The organism is Marinomonas transparens, from assembly GCF_016463975.1.
Classification (GTDB): Bacteria; Pseudomonadota; Gammaproteobacteria; order Pseudomonadales; family Marinomonadaceae; genus Marinomonas; species Marinomonas transparens.
In genome coordinates, this window is sequence record NZ_JAEMNX010000045.1 from 1 (window position 1) to 13,952 (window position 13,952).

The 13,952-nt window shown below is 46.8% G+C and carries 18 protein-coding genes; 14 read left to right on the forward strand and 4 right to left on the reverse strand.

Features of this window, described 5'->3' with window-relative positions:
* The first annotated feature begins 36 nt into the window (after positions 1-36).
* The 11 genes from avd (at position 37) to I8J31_RS20400 (ending at position 8,850) form a co-directional block, all read left to right on the forward strand.
* Positions 37-399, forward strand: coding sequence for a diversity-generating retroelement protein Avd (gene avd, locus I8J31_RS20350; RefSeq protein WP_199470418.1), 363 nt, complete (start codon positions 37-39; stop codon positions 397-399).
* Between the two features lie 285 nt (positions 400-684).
* Positions 685-1,677 carry a reverse transcriptase domain-containing protein gene (locus I8J31_RS20355; protein ID WP_199470419.1) on the forward strand — a complete coding sequence of 331 codons (993 nt, stop codon included), beginning with the start codon at positions 685-687 and terminating at the stop codon, positions 1,675-1,677.
* Entirely contained in the window at positions 1,662-1,895 is a 234-nt protein-coding gene (locus I8J31_RS20360) for a hypothetical protein (RefSeq protein WP_199470420.1), read from the forward strand. The genes I8J31_RS20355 and I8J31_RS20360 overlap by 16 nt, the downstream gene beginning before the upstream one ends.
* Before the next feature lie 65 nt (positions 1,896-1,960).
* Positions 1,961-2,152, forward strand: coding sequence for a hypothetical protein (locus I8J31_RS20365; RefSeq protein WP_199470421.1), 192 nt, complete (start codon positions 1,961-1,963; stop codon positions 2,150-2,152).
* The gene (locus I8J31_RS20370; protein ID WP_199470422.1) at positions 2,152-3,321 is read left to right on the forward strand and encodes a phage tail sheath protein; all 1,170 of its coding nucleotides are present in this window, start codon (positions 2,152-2,154) and stop codon (positions 3,319-3,321) included. Before I8J31_RS20365 ends, I8J31_RS20370 begins: the two co-directional genes overlap by 1 nt.
* A complete protein-coding gene (locus tag I8J31_RS20375) occupies positions 3,321-3,824 on the forward strand; it encodes a phage major tail tube protein (RefSeq protein ID WP_199470423.1) in 504 nt (167 codons plus the stop codon). The genes I8J31_RS20370 and I8J31_RS20375 overlap by 1 nt, the downstream gene beginning before the upstream one ends.
* A gap of 101 nt (positions 3,825-3,925) precedes the next feature.
* On the forward strand, positions 3,926-4,498 hold the full coding sequence (locus tag I8J31_RS20380) for a phage tail assembly protein (protein WP_199470424.1): 573 nt from the start codon (positions 3,926-3,928) through the stop codon (positions 4,496-4,498).
* Positions 4,499-4,620: 122 nt separating this feature from the next.
* Positions 4,621-7,251, forward strand: coding sequence for a phage tail tape measure protein (locus I8J31_RS20385; RefSeq protein ID WP_199470425.1), 2,631 nt, complete (start codon positions 4,621-4,623; stop codon positions 7,249-7,251).
* A 15-nt stretch (positions 7,252-7,266) separates the two neighbouring features.
* Positions 7,267-7,659 carry a phage tail protein gene (locus I8J31_RS20390; RefSeq protein WP_199470426.1) on the forward strand — a complete coding sequence of 131 codons (393 nt, stop codon included), beginning with the start codon at positions 7,267-7,269 and terminating at the stop codon, positions 7,657-7,659.
* Positions 7,643-7,852, forward strand: a complete 210-nt coding sequence (locus I8J31_RS20395) for a tail protein X (protein ID WP_199470427.1) — start codon at positions 7,643-7,645, stop codon at positions 7,850-7,852. Before I8J31_RS20390 ends, I8J31_RS20395 begins: the two co-directional genes overlap by 17 nt.
* Complete coding sequence (locus tag I8J31_RS20400; protein WP_199470428.1) at positions 7,843-8,850, forward strand: phage late control D family protein; 1,008 nt, start codon at positions 7,843-7,845, stop codon at positions 8,848-8,850. The genes I8J31_RS20395 and I8J31_RS20400 overlap by 10 nt, the downstream gene beginning before the upstream one ends.
* Here the strand turns inward: I8J31_RS20400 and I8J31_RS20405 are convergent.
* Together I8J31_RS20405 and I8J31_RS20410 are read right to left on the reverse strand one after the other, a co-directional pair.
* Positions 8,828-9,211, reverse strand: coding sequence for a hypothetical protein (locus tag I8J31_RS20405; RefSeq protein ID WP_199470429.1), 384 nt, complete (start codon positions 9,209-9,211; stop codon positions 8,828-8,830). The two genes, I8J31_RS20400 and I8J31_RS20405, sit on opposite strands and share 23 nt — an antisense overlap.
* A gap of 51 nt (positions 9,212-9,262) precedes the next feature.
* On the reverse strand, positions 9,263-9,679 hold the full coding sequence (locus I8J31_RS20410) for a thermonuclease family protein (protein WP_199470430.1): 417 nt from the start codon (positions 9,677-9,679) through the stop codon (positions 9,263-9,265).
* Between the two features lie 313 nt (positions 9,680-9,992).
* On the opposite strand from I8J31_RS20410, the gene I8J31_RS20415 reads away from it, so the two are divergent.
* Both I8J31_RS20415 and I8J31_RS20420 read left to right on the forward strand, forming a co-directional pair.
* A complete protein-coding gene (locus tag I8J31_RS20415) occupies positions 9,993-10,385 on the forward strand; it encodes a hypothetical protein (protein ID WP_199470431.1) in 393 nt (130 codons plus the stop codon).
* Positions 10,382-11,125 (forward strand): phage antirepressor KilAC domain-containing protein, encoded by a 744-nt coding sequence (locus I8J31_RS20420; RefSeq protein ID WP_199470432.1) that lies wholly within the window; start codon positions 10,382-10,384, stop codon positions 11,123-11,125. The genes I8J31_RS20415 and I8J31_RS20420 overlap by 4 nt, the downstream gene beginning before the upstream one ends.
* 15 nt (positions 11,126-11,140) lie before the next feature.
* Here the strand turns inward: I8J31_RS20420 and I8J31_RS20425 are convergent, their stop codons facing one another.
* Positions 11,141-11,773, reverse strand: coding sequence for a hypothetical protein (locus I8J31_RS20425; protein ID WP_325101231.1), 633 nt, complete (start codon positions 11,771-11,773; stop codon positions 11,141-11,143).
* A 279-nt stretch (positions 11,774-12,052) separates the two neighbouring features.
* Positions 12,053-13,054, reverse strand: coding sequence for a 3-oxoacyl-ACP synthase III family protein (locus I8J31_RS20430; RefSeq protein ID WP_199470434.1), 1,002 nt, complete (start codon positions 13,052-13,054; stop codon positions 12,053-12,055).
* Between the two features lie 331 nt (positions 13,055-13,385).
* Between I8J31_RS20430 and I8J31_RS20435 the strand changes: the two genes are divergently transcribed.
* Complete coding sequence (locus I8J31_RS20435) at positions 13,386-13,754, forward strand: hypothetical protein (protein WP_199470435.1); 369 nt, start codon at positions 13,386-13,388, stop codon at positions 13,752-13,754.
* Positions 13,755-13,952 lie beyond the last annotated feature (198 nt).

Below are 13,952 nucleotides of genomic sequence, written 5' to 3' on the forward strand. Positions count from 1 at the left end.
ACTTTGAATCTTGATCAGCGAGCGGGAGCGAGTTAAATGGAGCAGTATCGTGATGCCGTTATTAGTAGTGAGCAAATGATCATTGTTAAAAAGTTTGATCAGCTCGCTAACTACATATATCCGATCGTTCAAAACGCGCCCCGTCAACACGGGGCGCTAAGAAATAAAATGCTAGATGCGATATTTGAACAAGTGGAACTGTTCATGAAAGCAGGGAAAAGCGGACAAAAATCAAAGCTGTATGCGTGTGATGCTGGGCTTGCTTATATTCGTTATCTGTTGCGATTCGCAACGCATAAAGATAGACGGATTATGAGTATTAAACAGCATGAGATTGCGCTGATAAAAATCAGTGAAGTGGGCGCCATGCTAAACGCGTGGATTAAAAAAGTAAGATAAAAATAGGGTTGGTGTGGGCAAAACTAGCCTCGCTGTTTGGCGGCTATTGGGGTGAATCCGGCAATGCCGGTTCCCGCGCGTCGAACTGGCGCCTTGAGCCGTGGTCCTCGAACAACAACATCGCGGCCCGTGGCGTCTGTGACCGATTTACCAGCGTTGAGACGGTTAAGGCCGCTCAAGCGATCATTATAAAATGGTCAGCCGCACCAACCTGTTTCGGCGAATACACTAAGAGATTCACAGTAGAAGAGTAGCAATAGCGAAAATCGAACGTGATAAATATTTATGGGAAAGAAGCACAAGAACTTAATAGAGCAAATAGCGAGCAAAGACAACATATTGCTAGCGGCGAAAAAAGCGAGAAAGGGAAATCCGAGCAGCGTGGGCGGTATGATTTTCATGGATTATTTAGAGCCAAATATTGAATATTTATCACGAGCAATAGCGGACGGATCGTATACGCCAGGCAAGCCAAAGAACTTTGTTATTTACGAACCAAAAAAGCGACAAATAACAGCGTTACCGTTTCGTGATCGAGTAGTTCAGCATGCGATAAACAACGTAATAGAACCGATATTTGAACGCACGTTTTACACGCAAAGCTATGGATGCAGAACCGGAAGAGGTACGCACAAAGGTGCGATTGCTTGCCAAGCCATGATGCGCAGGCTTGAAAAAGACGGCGAGGTCTGGGTATTGAAAACCGACTTCGCAGGCTATTTTTACAACATAAATAGAGCGGTTTTACACAAAAGAATTCGAGCAAAAGTGTCATGCAAGAAGACACTTGGGCTGATTGAAAAATACGTTGAAAGCGAAGGCATAGGGATTCCGATCGGAAACCTAACAAGCCAGTTATTCGCCAACATTTACGGCACGATTATCGATGAGTGGCTATTGCACGAAGCAAAAAACAAACATTTTTTCAGATACATGGATGACATTGTAATACTGGGAAAGTCGCAAAAAGAAATGCGAGCGCTGCAAGTCGAGATGCAAAGATTTTGCATAGACGAGATGGGAATGTGGTTTTCAAAATGGTTTGTTTGTGCTGCATCAAAAGGCGTTAATTTTCTGGGTTATCGAATATGGACAACGCATAAGCTGATGCGCAAGCAATCTGTTACAGCAGCAAAACGAAAAATAAAGCGCTATACAAAACAGGATAAAAAAGAAGAGCTAAGGCGCTTTTTAGCATCATGGCTCGGGCACGCTAAATGGGCGGATAGCCGAAATTTAATCAAAAGTTTGGAGAAAGTGAAATGCGAGGCAATGTAAATATCGTAAACAGTCCAGATGATTTGGCCGTGTCTCAAATGACGCGCGAGCAAATCATAAACATGGTAACAATCACTGTTCGTCGTGATGCTGCGGCTTATCCGGAAGATTACGACACAAATCTAAAAGAAGACGACGAGGGCTACATTGAGCCGGATTACGTCTATGAAGAAATGATCGACCAAGCCGCGCTTGATCGCTTCGGAATAACTATTTAGTAAAGTACTTTTTAACAAAAGAATCCCAGCCGCATTAGCGGTTTTTTTACGTCTGGAGAAAGCCCATGGCAACGAAACAGCCGTCTAAACCTCGGCAAAAATACACCGTTACGTCTCCATATCAATGTCCAAACCGAAAGGTCTGGCATGCAAAAGGCGAGACGGTCGAGCTGCTTCCTTGCGAAGCGGATTTTTTAATTCTTGGCGGGAAAATCGCGTTGGCGACAACGACCGCTAAACAGAAAGGAGAGGCGTAATGCCAGAGATTGCATCCTTTGTACATAACGGTATGAGTGTCGAAACACACTCATCACCACCACCAATGGGGCCGCTGGGTAGCGTTGTGGTGGGTATTGTTGGTACGGCACCTGATGCCGATCCACTATGGCCGAAAAATAGCCCTATTCGTATTGCGAATATGGGGGCGGTAGCCAAGTTAGATATGGCGGGAACTGAGGTCGGCACGTTATACAGAACGTGTTATGAGCTGCTTCGTATTGTTTCCGTGCCTATTTATGTGGTGATTGTCGAAGAAGGCGTGGACGCGGCGACAACGGTTAACAACGTGATCGGCAGTGTTGATGCGACAACAGGCCAACGTTTAGGTATTCAGGCTCTAGCGGATTGCATGGAAATACCAACGCACATCGCGGCACCAGGATTTAATACTAAGCCGGTTGCGGACGCTTTGGCCGCTTTAGGAAAGCGCTTGTTTGCTATTCCTGTGGGTGATGGCCCAAACACCAACGACAACGAGGCGGTTGCCTATTCTCAGAGCTTAGGTGGTGATGGTACGGGCTATGAGTCTTTTTACCTCGTTGATCCGTTTGTCTCGGTTTACAGCCAAGCTGCGAAAGGTAATGTGTACTTCTCTGGTGCCGCGAGCGCGCTTTCTTGCTTTGCGCGGGTGAAGCCTTGGGAGAGTCCAGCAAAAGGTGGTATGGGCGTTCTGATTCAAGGCACCGCGCGCACCATCGACTATAACATCATGGACAAAGCCACCAATGGCGACTTAATGAACCGCCATGGCGTGTCGTATTTTGCTCGTACTTCCATGGGCGGTTTTTCTTTGATTGGTAATCGCTGTGTGATGGGGCGTTTTGTGTCTCAGGTCGGTTTGGAATACGCCATTATTCGTAAGCTGGCGAAAACCGCACAACGTGCCATGGCGCGCAATCTCAGCGAATCCTTTATGAACCAAGAAATTGAAAAGCTCAATTTCTGGCTTAAATCGTTGCAAGCGGATGAAACCATCATGGGCGCGCAAGTCTACTTGCACCCAACGCTGAACAACGTAGAAAACTACACCAACGGTGAATGGCATATCGCCATTAAATACCATGGTTACGCACCAAACGAACACATGGTGTATCACTTAATTGAAGATGTCGGCATTGTCGAATCGTTCCTTGAAGGAGTCTTGTAATGGCTGGACAACGTTCACGAATTAGCAGAATGGCCATCATCAATGGTGAGCCATTGATCAAAGAACTTGATGAGTTCACCCCGCCAGAAGTGAAAAAAACCATGCAAGAAACCCGTGGTGGCGCGTTTATTCCGGGTGAAGTCATGGTTGGTCTGGAAAAGCTCACAGCGAAACTAAAGGTGAAGGGGGCTAACCAAGCGCTGCTTTCTGCCTTTGGTTTGTCTGGCGGCGAAATGTGTCAGGTCGACGTTAATGAATCGCATCAAGACGAAGATGGCAATAAGTTTGCCATTAAATACATCGTTACGGGTGAGATCACAGGTGTCACAGAATCTGCCAGTAAAATGGGGGAGTTACCTGATCATGAGATTGAAATGTCTGTCAGTGCGTACAAAAAGACAGAGGCCGGAAAAACCATCTATGAGATCAACCGTAATGCTCAAATTCTAAACCTTGGTAATGGCGACATAATGGCCGATCATCGCCGCAATATTGGCATGTAGCCCGCCCTTTATCCTTCAATTTCTTTATTCCCACTTAGCCCGTTTTACATAAAACGGGCTTTTTTTATCTGAATTTTCTACTCAAAACTACGGAGAGCATCATGTTTAAACCCAGAACGCACGATCTAGTCTGGTCAATTAAAGACGACAAAGGTCAACCTATTGACGCTGTGAGCGTTGATGTTATTACGATGGGCCAGCATCGCGCGCTTTCCCAAGGAAAAAACCAAGAGGCAGACGAAGTAAAGCTACTTCGTGCCTGTATTTCTAAAAGCACCGGCTTGCCAGAATCCACACTAAAAAGCCTCGTGACGCCAGATTACAACAGCGTTCAGGACCAAGTATTAGAGCTGATGACAATCACTGCGGATAAGTTGATTGAAGGCGATTTCGATCTAAATTCGCCAACATTATTGATCCCGATTCAAGGTGACGATGGTCAAGAAAAAAGCACTTATAAGTTGCGTCCGCCTACGGTGGCCACCACAGACCTTATGGACTCCCACGACGACGAATGGCAGCGCACTATTTTTATCAGTTCGAGCTGCTCTGGTTTTTCTCAATCAGAACTAGAGTCTTTAAGTCTGCCAGATTGGAATCAACTGCAGGAGCGCCTTATCGATTTTTTGGGAAAATCGGCGGACTTCTTTCGCCAAGAGATGTCGAAGTCCTAACCGACGTTATCCCTCTCGTTTATCACGTTCCACCCTCTGAAATACTCAACTGGCGCATCGACGAAGCCATGCGCCGCTATCATCTGGCCGCCGCCAAACTGGGCATTAATAAGGGGTAATCCGTGGAAAAAATATCCATAGGACTCACGGCGGTAAGTAAGTTTGCAAAGCCATTTAATGAGGCAATTCAAACGGTAGGTAAGTTTGAAAGCGAGATAGAGCAAACCAGCGCCAGTCTTAAAAAAATGGGCGATCAGCAAAAGCTGGTTACTCGATTCAAAACGTTAAACGGGCGGCTTGAAGAAACCCGCCAATCTATGTCTCAGGCGACACAAGAGACAAACCGCTTAAAGCAAGCAGAGATCAGCGCAAAAGCTGTGGTAAAGCAACACACCACAGAGCTGGCCAAAGCAGAAAAAGCCGTATTAGAATCGGCACAAGCTTATGGTATCGAATCCAATGAGGTCGCCACTGCGAGCCTTAAGGTAAAGCAGCTCACCAAAGCCAAAAAAGCTGCCGATCTGGCCTACAAAAAAGAAAAGGCAGCGCTAAAAAACTCTCAAACCGCATCAGTTCGATTAACTGCGTCCTATAGTAAGCAATCTAAAGAGCTTGGTGGCTTACGCCATGACATGAGTTCGGCAGGGCTGAAGCTGAATTCTTTAGGCGCGCAAGAGCTGAAACTTGCCAAGCAAACGGACAAAGCAACAAAAGCCTTAGATAAGCAAAAAGCCAAGCTTAAAAGCATCCAAACCATTAAGGGCAGGATTGCTGATCGTAACGCACAAAAAGGCGAATTGGTTGGTCAGGCGGTTGGTGCCGCCGCTACCGCAGCGCCGTTAATCCTCGCGGGTAAGCGATCCGTTGAATACGAAAACACCTTCGCGGATGTTAAAAAGGTCGTTAACTTTTCCGACAAAAAGGAAGAGGCCCAATACCGCACAAAAATGATGAAGCTTGCTGGCCGCTTAGGGGTTCAGCAAGAGGGCATCGCCGATATTGTGACCGCTGCAGGTCAGTCTGGTATTGAAAAGCGCCAGCTACTGGAGTTTGCGGAATCCGCGACCAAAATGTCGGTCGCGTGGGACGTGTCGGCAGAAGAAGCCGGTTCTACCCTAGCGACATGGCGCGCCGCCATGGGTCTGACCCAGAAAAACGCCTTAGACCTAGCTGACGCGACGAACTATCTCAGCAACAACATGAACGCCAAAGCAAAAGACATTGCTGGCGTAATGGTTCGTGAAGGTTCAACCGCCATGGGGGCGGGGTTAGGGGCGAATGAGGTGGCGGCATTAGCGGCCAGCTTAATCGCAGGGGGCGCAACAGAAGATACTGCCGCCACCGCATTAAAGAATATTTCCGGCGCATTAACGTCGGGTTATGCGGCGACAGGAAGCCAAAAAACCGCATTAAGTAAAATTGGCTTTGACGCAGAAGAACTCGCATCGTCAATGCAGCAAGACGCCAAAGGCACCTTGCTGGGCGTATTGCGAGAACTGCAAGAGGTTTCTGCCGACGAGCGTGGCGCTGTTATTTCTCAGCTATTTGGCTCAGAAATAAAAGGCGCTGTGTCCAAACTGGTCGGAACACTAGACGATCCTCAAAATGGCCTTGTATCTGCTTTTTCTAAAGTGGCAAATCAGGCCGATAGGGCGAACAGCGTTAACGATGAATACGTTAACCGAGCCGCCACCAGAAGCCATAGTCTATCGCAACTCGGTGCAAAATTTGACCGCATGACCATTGTGTTGGGCGACCGATTATTACCGGTTCTTGATTCCGTGCTTCCACCACTTATGTCTGTAGTAGACAGCGTGGCGGACTTTGCCGAAGCCAACCCCGACTTAGCATCAGGGCTGCTAGGCGTCGCTGCCGCGATTGCCGTGGTAAAGGCTGGCGCGATTGCGTTCAAGTTAGCCAAGCTGACGATGGGCAACGGTGCCGACCGTTTCAAATTGGGTAAAACCAAACTCACGCGCTCTACTGATCACACCGTCTTAAGTGCCGATAGAGCCTCTCGATCTGTTGATAGGCTTAATCGAAAACTGAATGGATTAGGTGCAGGAGCAGGGCGTGGTGGGGGCGGTATGCGTGGCCGCAACCGGTTGGCAGGGCTCAGTAGCATTGAAGATAGACTGTACGAACGAGGCCAGCCAAGCGCAGGCGCCGCAAAGAAAGGGCGTTTTGGTAAGTTTGGTCGTCTAGGCGGGGTGCTGGGTAGAGGCGCAGGCAGGGCATTTGGGCCACTGTCTGCAGCGCTGCAAGTCGGGGCATTGGTGTCGGCTATATCAGACGGCGGCGCCTCTGAGATCGGCGCCACCTCTGGCAGCATGGCTGGCGGTATGGGTGGTGCAATGGCAGGAGGAATGGCGGGTGCCGCCATTGGCTCTGTTGTTCCCGTTATTGGAACGGCTATTGGTGGGCTGGTTGGCTCTATTGCTGGCGGCATGGGCGGCGGTTCGCTAGGCGAATGGATGGGCGAAAAAATAGGCGGCTGGTTTGGTGAAGACAAAACCGAACAGCCTGCACCCTCTGCCATCGCAGAGCAAACCAAGCAGCTGCAACAGGGCAACAAAGCCGTTAACTTTGCGCCTGTTATCCACCTAACGCCATCGGGTAACCCTGCTTACGATCAGGAAGTGAGCAACCAAGTCATAGATCGATTAAAGGCCGAGTTCGGCCCTGCCATGATGGGCAGCATGGACGTGGCCACTCGATCAGACGCGAGCCTTTCTGATAAACGAAACTCATAAATTTAAGGAGCAATCATGCGCCAAATGATGTCCCTTGGCGGCTTTGTTTTTTCGCTTAGCGATGGAACCCCCTACGAGGGTTTACAGCGCACCAGCAGCGGGGGGTGGGTAACCGTTCCCCGTTATGGTCAAAAGCCGATGAGTCAAAACACAGGCCAGCAACTGGAAAATATCACCATCACAGGAACGTGGTTTAAAGCCGACGGCATGGCAAACATGGATGCATTAAGAGCCCTGCAAAATAAGCGGGAGCCTCTTGTTCTGGTTGATGGCGACAGCAACAACTTGGGTCAATGGGTGATAAAACGTCTGCAGGAAAAACAAGACAAAATTATCGATGATGGCACAGCCTTCGTGCTGGGCTTCACGATAGAGCTAGAGGAATACGCAAATGAAAACAATGCGTAGCCGAGACGGTGACACCATTTCGAATATTCTATGGATGGGGCTAAAGCGTAATGATGACGAAGCAGAAAGCGCCTTGTTCGACCTTAACCCCGGCCTAGAAAACCATGGTCCCGTATTGCCTGCAGGCATCGAGATTACTCTGCCTGTCATGCCAGAAAAAGCCCCTGAAACTGTGGTGAATGTATGGGATTAGGTTATAAGCCACAGGCCAGAGTCAGTGGGGCGGGAGCGGCGATCATTAATAGTCGATTAACGTCTTGGGAGCGCATAGACGCCGCAGGCACTCAAACCGATCAACTTACCTTAAACGTTGATACCACAGGCCAAAGCGGACTGCCAAAAGAAGGCGCTGTGCTGAATTGGTTAGAAGGCTATGACGACAACCTGATCGACAAAGGGCGATTCATCATCACTCGTATAGTGCCTAAGCTCTTTCCACCTAGCGTTACCATTGTGGCCACTGCCGCCCCGTTTCAAGTGGAAGACAAAACAGGGTTTAAAGAACGCCGCACTCGCAGTTTTGAAAACATCAGCCTTGCCAATCTTTTTCGAAACATTGTCACGGCCCATGGCTTTAGTCCGCGCGTGGCCACGGAATTTGAAAGTGTCGAAATCGAGCACATAGACCAAGTCGACGAAACCGACAGCGCCTTTCTTAATCGTATCGCGAGGGAGCGAGACGCCATCGCCAAACCCGTTAACGACCTTTATGTATTGGCAAAAAAAGGCGAGATAAAAACCATCACAGGGAAAAACATTCCCCCTGTTACTTTAGGTGTGCCAAGTCAGAATTCACCCAGCGAATTGGGCCAGTTCATTAATTGCCAGCTAGACAAGCCCAGCCGCAGCGCGTTAATGGGCGTAAGGGCGAACTGGACAGACAACAACAAAGGGGAGGAAAACACGGTAGAAGTTGGCACAAAACCCTTTAAAAAACTGCGCCAATCCTACGATAGCGCAGACATAGCGGCTCAAGCTTGTAAAGATGAACTAACCAAAATACAGCGCCAAGGCAGTAGCGTGGCGCTAGACTTACCAGGTGATCCAAAGCTAGTTGCAGAAGGTATTCTTACCTTGAACAACACCTTTCCTGCTGAAATGGCAGGTAACTGGTCTATTGATAAAATCACAGCACGAGGAGATAGCAAAGGCGGGTATCGGTGCTCTGTTACGGCAACTCAGCCAAAGTGATTATAGATCCTGAAGCATCATGAACCGTGTAGTTCTGCAGTAACGTAGTGCTACCTTCTGGCCGTTGATTTATTGGGTGAAAAGTAACTAGTGGCACCTTATTTAACAGGTAGTTTCTATGATTATGGGCACCTATATTTACAGAAAGTAGCTTTTTTGCGTCTTCAACAGTCACATCAGCGCCACAGCGCTTTTTTACTTCTTGGAGTACGATTCTCTCTTCTTCTTTTATGATGTTATTTGCGATGATTTCGCGGTGTGAATGGCGAAGCCGCAGGTCAGTTGCTAGGCCCATTGTTTTTACATCATATAAAATTTTCGTAGAGTTAATGGGTATGTTGGGATGTGAATTTTTGCTCATGGAATACTCCTACTCGACTATTGCTAGTTATTATAGCTTTTGGCTCGATATTTAACCGCACCACCCCTGCCTTTTTTCACCATGATAGGGTCTAGCTAATCCTGATTGTATTAATGCGTCAGATAGCAGGGCCCCGTCGCCATACACATCTGCAATTAAACGAAAATACTTCCCTCTTTTTATATTTTTAAGCTCGACAACACTGGAGCTAGCTAAAAAATCACGGGTGAATTCTCTGGCTTTTTTAGCCAAGATCTTTTCTTTTTTGCACTTCCCTCTAATTTCGGCAGCATCCACACCATTTACTCTAATGGGCATGTTTTTTCCTATAATATCTGTCCACCCATCAATATTTACACGGAAGGTATCAGCATCATAAACCGATACAATGGATGATACTTGTGCCGTGCTTGAGGCGCTGACAGAGGATGATAAAGCCATCATTCCAATTAAAAGTGCTGTTTTCATATTTTTCCTTTCCTGCTAACCATTCCTAATACATTTACCCCAAACTCAAATACATTTGCAATCATTAAAAACCTGATCTAGTATCCGTGATGAGGCTTCAGACCCTCTTCATTGCGGATACCCCAACCCCGTCAGCGTTGGTTTTTTTGTGCTTGTGATTTATCACATGTGCGAAATACTCCTGTTAAGTCGGGAGGGTGGTTAAATACAAAACCCTTATGGGAAATAGACCCGCGGTCTCTTTGAAGCCGTCTGAACCTCCTGACACCCAATCAGTTATTGGGTAATTCAGAAAACTTCAAAGGAGATCATTATGATCGATTCAGCTAAGAAAGCGGCCTTACCGACACGATTCCGTGTTTCGGTCCATCACGCAAGTAATAACCTTCCTAATAGCAACTGGGCCATATTGCCCGTCAGCAGCTACCGAGAAGCCTGTAGCAACGGGCGAACCATGGCCGCACACTTCTTGCAGCAACTCAAAGACGACCCAGACCATGTTGGTTGTGGCGTCCTTGGACACATCGCTGGCGACATTAATTTTCAAGACAACACCATTACCAAAGGCTATTGGGTGGGCTTTTTTAGTCATCTAGAGCGACACCTTTACATCTCGGCCAAGCGTTGTGATGTGTTTGCCGATTTAGCCATGGTGCAAGCCGATCAGGATATGCGCGCGGCCTTTCGTGTTGGAGGTGTGGCATGAACATTATACCGTTTCACTTTCATTCTGATGAAGTACGTGTGATCGATCAAAATGGCGAGCCATGGTTTGTGGCTAGAGATATAGCTTTTTTACTTGGTTATTCAAATCCTCAAAAAGCGGTTCGGGATCACTGCAAATCAGCTACTCCTGTAGGGGTGAACGAATCGTTCACCCTCGACCAGCAGACAGCAATTATTCCAGAGCGTGACGTCTATCGCTTGATCATGCGATCTAAAAAGCCAGAGGCCGAAGCGTTCGAGGAATGGGTGGTGGGTGAGGTATTGCCCTCTATCCGTAAGCGTGGCTCTTATACGTTGGGTAAGCCGGAAGACCTCAGTAAAATGGACGTGCTTAAGTTGGCGTTAGAATCCGAAGAGCAGCGATTAAAGCTGGAAGGTGAAAAACAGCACCTGGTTACCCAGTTAGAAGCTGCCGCGCCGAAAGTGGCGTTTGCTGAAAGAGTCGAAGTCTCTCCCGATGCCATCAGCGTCGCGCAAGCGGCCAAGATCATCGGCACTGGCCAGCGGCGGTTATTTGATTTCTTGCGTAGCAGTGGCTGGATTTCCAGAAGGAACGAGCCATACCAACAGAAAATAGAGCAGGGCTTGCTCAATGTGAAGCTGGGTAGTTTTCATCACCCAGAGCAGGGGCTTAAGCAATCCGTGACCACGGTAGTAACAGGGAAGGGGCTAACCAAACTTAAGCAGATATGGGATGCCCAGCATTCACAACTACATTAAGACAACACAGCGCCCTTAACGGGGCGCTACTTTTCGGCTTAAGTTGCTTTCTGATATGTTCAGTCTGCGCGCCGCTTCTTTTTGTGTTTCGGCGTGATGGTAGGTGTGTTTGATGATCAGCGTTTCAAAATCTCTTAAAAAAGCTTTCATATCCACCACGTCGCCAGCCGTCAGTTTTAATCGTCTGCGAAGCAGGGATCTTACTTCCAAATATTGCGCGCGCGAATGTGAGAATGGCACAAACTGCATAATAGTGAACAGCTTGTATTTGTCTGTTGCTGATATAAAAAAGATCAGCATGAACGAAATAGACAGTGATGAAAACCCCGCCATATTAACTTCATAACCTGCTTGCATAAGCGGAATTAGAATTAAAATAAAGGCAATAAAAGGCGAAAAGCCAATTAAAGCGGTAATGCTTTTTGCTTTTAAGTGATAGTCGTTTTTTAGAAAGAGATTAACGATCAATAAAGATACTGCCAGTGTGACCGCAGCAAGGGCGTAGATCTGGAAAATGAAATAATAATCGCCAGCGATTCTAGTAATAGATCCGTTTGGCAATAACTGAACGCCTTTTACAAGATAGTCTGTGAATAAAATGGCAGCGCTCAAGGCTGAAGGCGCCACCAAGGTGAGGCCGCTTTTCATAAAGCGACCTCTTTGAGTGATGTCTGCACAAACCACGGCCAAATAAAACACAGTGAAAATGGCAGCACAATAGTACAATTTCAATGTGATTAAATCGTAGCCAAATCGAAAAAAGGCGATTAATTCGAGTTGGTTCATGCAGAACGTTGACAGCAGAAATATAAAAAAATACTTCTTTTTATGCACGTCTGAATAAAAAAATAAGAACAATTTTATTAGAAGTGCAATTGCCGATGGCAATATCCATATCATTTTCTGTCCCTATTAAATGCTATTTAATTAAAACACAAGACCGCTTTGGCTAATTGATAATCCAGAGCCAGCCCCCGCAATAAGTATTTTTTCGCCACAATTAGGCTTTACATTATACAGGTTTGCCGGAATCGTGGCAGTGGTGATATTTCCGAAAAGCTTGTAGGAAATTGGCGCTATGCTTTGTGAGACTTTTGCCATATCAGCCATTCTTATGTGGGGTTTTTGCCCCACTTGATGGCAAATAAGGTGGTCTATATCGGTATTTTTCCAGTTCAATGATTGGTAAGTTTGCTCTATTATTGAGGCGTGTAAACGTATCATAACTGAACTGATTTTCCCCATCACCATTTGCCCATCGTAGCCACCTTCTTTTGCTGTGCTGAATCGACATAGATCAGTATGTTTAGCATCAGTATGAAAGTTATAATACTGAAACCCCCGTCCGTCCTTGTTTTTTGGCGTTAATACCATGGCTGCGCCAGAATCGCCCACCGTCAACGTGCCAAGCACTTTTTGGAATTCGGCGGTTTTGTTCCTCAGCTTTGCTACGTAGTCAAACGTGATGTCTGTGAGGTTTTCCCCCGCGACAACCAGTACATGCGTTGCGTCACTGCATTGCATTAAGTTGTCTGCGAGCAATATGCCATTCATAAACCCATGGCAAGCATTGCTCACATCAAAGCAAATCGCGTTAGTGCAACCCATTTCGTGCTGGACCTTATGCGCGACACTCGGCTCTAGCCATTCACGACTAATGCCGCAAAATATCACCGCATCTATTTCGCTGGGTTGCACACCACTGTCCTGTAGCGCATTCTCAGCGGCTCTTATTGCCAAGATGCTCGGCAACTCTTCTGCGCTCGCTACCCGCCTCTCATCGATTCCACACACCTCATTTATCCAGTTTTCTGCTATGCCGAAATTTTCCTCAGATTTGATCTCTCTCATCAACTCTTGTGACGTCACAATCTGACGAGGGAAGTAGATTCCGATACCTGCGATTTGACAATTTGCTTTAATTTTCATTCTAGTAACTCCGTTAGCGGTGCGAAATTGCACAGCTAACTGTCTACACACTTAATTTTGAAAAAAAAGCAAAGAACACAATTGCATTTCTGGGGGAGGCGTTTTTAGTCAATCCCATTTTTGCAACTCTCCATAAAAACCACCCCATCCTTGCAGATAACCCTTTAACTGGTTGTCTTAATAGGGTTATTTTTGCAATTGAATTTTTCTAAAAATCCCATCACTGCAAGTCAATTTTCTTTAAAGAAAGCCTTTGACAGCGCGTTTTTTTGGCTTTTTACTGAATGTAATGGACGTATTTATTGATGCGTGATGACTCAGGGAGAACAGAATGTACGGTGCTAAAAACGAGCCACATAAACCGAAACGCTTTAGCATTTCGCTTGACCGAGCAGGACAGAATTTACCGAATAGTAACTGGGATATTGCACCCGCCAACAGCTACCGTGACGCCTGCGCAACTGGTCGAATCATGGCAGCAAACTTTCTGCAACAACTCAAAGACGACCCCGACTACGTCGGCGCAGGCATTCTTGGCCACATCGCCGCCGACATCAACTTCAATGACGAAACAGCAGGTAAAGGCTACTGGGTCGGTTTCTTCAGCTATCTAGAGTCGCACTTATACGAATCGGCAAAACACTGCGATCTACACGCAGACCTCGCGAGAATCGAAGCAGATAGTGATTCCATCGTCTAATAGAATTAGTGCTTATAAGCGCTATAAAAAGGCGGTTTTTTTACTGAAAAATACTAGGCACAAATAAAAAACACCTATTGATTTGTAAGGGTTTATTTATTTATTTTAGGCACAGGAAAGTAGCTTAAGGTATTGATATTAAAAAACATTCAAGGGAATTGAAAATCCTCGTGTCGGCGGTTCGATTCCGTCTCTGGG